At 72.2% G+C, this 3,858-nt stretch carries 3 protein-coding genes; all 3 read left to right on the forward strand.

Annotated features, from left to right (window positions below; genetic code table 11):
- The coding region (locus ACFYW7_RS38825; protein ID WP_389511411.1) for an alpha-glucosidase C-terminal domain-containing protein at window positions 1-327 on the forward strand (327 nt) is incomplete at its 5' end.
- Between the two features lie 104 nt (window positions 328-431).
- The gene (locus tag ACFYW7_RS38830; RefSeq protein WP_389511413.1) at window positions 432-1,853 is read left to right on the forward strand and encodes a maltokinase; all 1,422 of its coding nucleotides are present in this window, start codon (window positions 432-434) and stop codon (window positions 1,851-1,853) included.
- 44 nt (window positions 1,854-1,897) lie between these two features.
- The coding region (glgB, locus tag ACFYW7_RS38835) for a 1,4-alpha-glucan branching enzyme (RefSeq protein ID WP_389511415.1) at window positions 1,898-3,858 on the forward strand (1,961 nt) is incomplete at its 3' end.

The raw sequence follows: 3,858 nt of genomic DNA on the forward strand, positions 1-3,858 counted from the left end.
CGCATGATCGAGATCCGCAAACAGAACACCGCCTTCGGACTCGGCACCTACACCGAACTCCCCTCCACCAACCCCGCCGTCCTCGCCTTCCTGCGCGAAGCGCCTTCGGCCGAGGGCGAGGACGAGGGCGACGACCTCGTCCTGTGCGTGCACAACTTCTCCCGCTTCGCCCAGCCCACCGAACTCGACCTGCGCGCCTTCGACGGCAGACATCCGGTCGAGCTGATCGGCGGCGTGCGATTCCCGGCCATCGGTGAACTGCCGTACCTGCTGACCCTCGCCGGTCACGGCTTCTACTGGTTCCGGCTCCGGAAGGACGCCGTCTAGGACCCGGGCGGCGGGGCGGTTTCTCCCGTCCCGCCCTGGGCACGCATCACTCACACTCGCCCGGTATCCGGGACCCCGGGTCACTGGGGAAAGGACGCGACGCCATGTCGGAAGCCGCAACCCACCATGCCACGGCCCCGGTCGCCCGCCCCGAGTTGCTCGCGTCACTCGATCCACTGCTGCGGGAGTGGCTGCCCCGGCAGCGCTGGTTCGCGGGCAAAGGACGTCCGGTGACCGGATTCTCCCTGGTGGCGGCGGTGGAGTTGCTGCCGCCCACCGCCCCCACCGGTCTGATCCATCTGCTCGTACGCGCCCATCAGCCGCGCACCCCGGCGCAGGGCGCCGCCTCGCATCCCGGGGACTGCTACCAGTTGCTGCTCGGTGTGCGCGAGGTGCTGCCGCCGCGGCTCGCGCCCGCGCTGATCGGGCATCCGCGGACGGGACCGCTGGCGGGCCGGGCGGTGTACGAGGCGCTGCACGACCCGCGCCCCGCCGCGGTGCTCCTGGAGGCCCTGCGCACCGGGGTCCGGATCGGTGACCTGCGCTTCGAGCACGACCGGCGCCAGGAGATACGCGAGGACCTGGTGCCCCGACTGGTGACGGCCGAACAGTCCAACTCGTCGGTCGTCTACGGGGACACGTTCATCCTGAAGGTGCTGCGCCGGATCGTCCCCGGGGTCAACCCCGATCTGGAGCTTCCGTTGGCGCTGGCCCGGGAGGGCTGCGCGCGGGTCCCGGCGCCCGCGGCCTGGATGCTCGCGGACCTCGACGCCCAGACGTACGTGCTCGGTGTGCTCCAGCCGTTCGTGCAGGGCGCGGCCGACGGCTGGGAACTGGCGCTGCGCGAGCTGGCCAAGGGCGAGGAGTTCACCTCCGAGGCGCGCGCGCTGGGCCGGGCCACCGCCGAGGTGCACACGGCGCTCGCCCGCTCGCTGCCCACGGTCACCCTGGGCCACACCCGGATGCTGCCTCTCGTCGAGGCGATGACCGAGCGGCTGGACGCCGCCGCGCAGGCGGTTCCCGCGCTGCGGCCCCATGCCCCCGGTCTGCGGACCGCGTTCGAGGCGCTGGCCGACCTCTCCTCCGAGGGCCGCACCTGGACGGCTCAGCGCATCCACGGCGATCTGCATCTGGGCCAGTGCCTGCGCTCCCCCGACGGCGCCTGGTCGCTCATCGACTTCGAGGGCGAGCCGTCGAAACCGCTCGCCGAACGCCGGATGCCCCAGCCCCCGGCCCGCGACATCGCGGGCATGCTCCGCTCCTTCGACTACGCGGCCCACTCCGTCCCGCGGACTCCCGGCTCCCCGGCACAGGCGCCGGCATCCGGCTGGGCCGACGCCTGCCGGGCCGCCTACTGCACCGGATACGCCGAGGTCAGCGGTCTCGATCCCCGCATGGACCCCGTCCTGTTACGCGCCTTCGAGACGGACAAGGCGGTGTACGAGGTCGTGTACGAGGCCCGGCACCGCCCGGACTGGCTGCCCGTTCCGCTGGCGGCGGTGCGAAGGCTGGCCGCCGCGCTCTGATCCCCCGCCGTTCCCGAGCTCATCCTCCCGAGGAGGCCCCGCCCGTGACGCCCCGCCCCCCGTCCGACGAGAATCCGAAGAAGCACGGCGCGAAGAAGCCGGCTGCCGCCAGGAGGGCGGCGGCCGGGAAACCGGCCGCCAAGCCGGCCAAGGCGAAACGGGCCGAGGCGGCACCGGCCGCGCCGGAACCGGCCGACTCGCTACAGGCCGACGCCAAGCGGGCCTCCGGCAGGACCGCGACCGACAAGGTCTCCAAGAAGGGCCCGAAGGCGACGGCGAGGATCCCGGAGCCCGCCGCCGGAGGTGCTCCCGTGTCCGCCGGGGTCGACGCGGCGGACCGGGCGCGGCTGCTGGACGGCACGCACCACGATCCGCACGGCGTGCTGGGCGCCCATCCGGTGCCGGACGGCGTCGCGTTCCGGGCCTTCCGTCCGTACGCGCTCGGGGTCACCGTCGTCACGGACGACCTGCGTGCCGAACTCCGTGACGATGGGGACGGTTTCTTCTCCGGGCTGCTGCCGCTGCGCGCGGTGCCGGAGTCGTACCGGCTGCTCGTGGCCTACGAGGGAACGGTGCTGGACACCGAGGACGCGTACCGGTTCCTGCCGACGCTCGGCGAGTTGGACCTGCATCTGCTCGGCGAGGGCCGGCACGAGGAGCTGTGGCGGGCGCTGGGCGCCGAACCGATGGAACAACAGGGCGTCGCGGGAACGCGGTTCACCGTGTGGGCCCCGAACGCGCGCGGTGTCCGGGTGGCCGGCACCTTCAACTTCTGGGACGGCACGGGCCATCCGATGCGGTCGCTCGGCTCCTCCGGGGTGTGGGAGCTGTTCGTGCCCGCGATCGGCGAGGGGGAGCTGTACAAGTTCGACATCACCCGCCCCGACGGCTCCCGCACGCTGCGCGCGGACCCGATGGCCCGCCGCACCGAGGTCCCGCCCCACACCTCCTCGATAGTCCACGCGTCCCACCACGTGTGGCGGGACGCGGACTGGATGGCGCGGCGGGCCGCCCGGCCCGCCCACGAGGCGCCGTTCTCGGTGTACGAGGTCCATCTGCCCTCCTGGCGACCTGGCCTGACGTATCGCCAGCTCGCCGACCAGCTCCCGGCCTACGTCGCCGACCTCGGGTTCACCCACGTCGAGCTGATGCCCGTCGCCGAGCACCCCTTCGGCGGCTCCTGGGGCTACCAGGTCACCGGTTTCTACGCCCCCACCGCCCGCCTGGGCACTCCCGACGACTTCAAGCACCTGGTCGACGCCCTCCACCGGGCCGGCGTCGGCGTCCTCATGGACTGGGTCCCCGCCCACTTCCCGCGCGACGACTGGGCCCTCGCCGAGTTCGACGGCCGCCCCCTCTACGAACACGCCGACCCGCTGCGCGCCGACCATCCCGACTGGGGAACCCTCGAGTTCGACTACGGCCGCCGCGAGGTCCGCAACTTCCTCGTCGCCAACGCCACCTACTGGTGCGAGGAGTTCCACATCGACGGCCTGCGCGTCGACGCCGTCGCCTCCATGCTCTACCTCGACTACTCCCGCGAACCCGGCCAGTGGGTGCCGAACGAGCACGGCGGCCGGGAGAACCTCGACGCGGTGGCCTTCCTCCAGGAGATGAACGCCACGGTCTACCGCCGCAACCCCGGCGTCGTCACGATCGCCGAGGAGTCCACCGCCTGGGACGGTGTCACCCGGGCCACCCACCACACCGGACCCGGAGGCTTCGGCGGGCTGGGATTCGGGCTGAAGTGGAACATGGGGTGGATGCACGACTCGCTGGACTACGTGTCCCACGAGCCGGTCCACCGCAGATACCACCACGACGAGATGACGTTCTCGATGGTGTACGCCTACAGCGAGAACTACGTCCTGCCGATCTCGCACGACGAGGTCGTCCACGGCAAACGCTCGCTCGTCTCCAAGATGCCCGGCGACTGGTGGCAGCAGCGCGCGAACCTCCGCGCCTACCTCGCCTTCATGTGGGCCCACCCCGGCAAGCAACTCCT

Origin of the sequence: Streptomyces sp. NPDC002580 (genome assembly GCF_042889485.1) — a bacterium.
GTDB lineage: Bacteria > Actinomycetota > Actinomycetes > Streptomycetales > Streptomycetaceae > Streptomyces.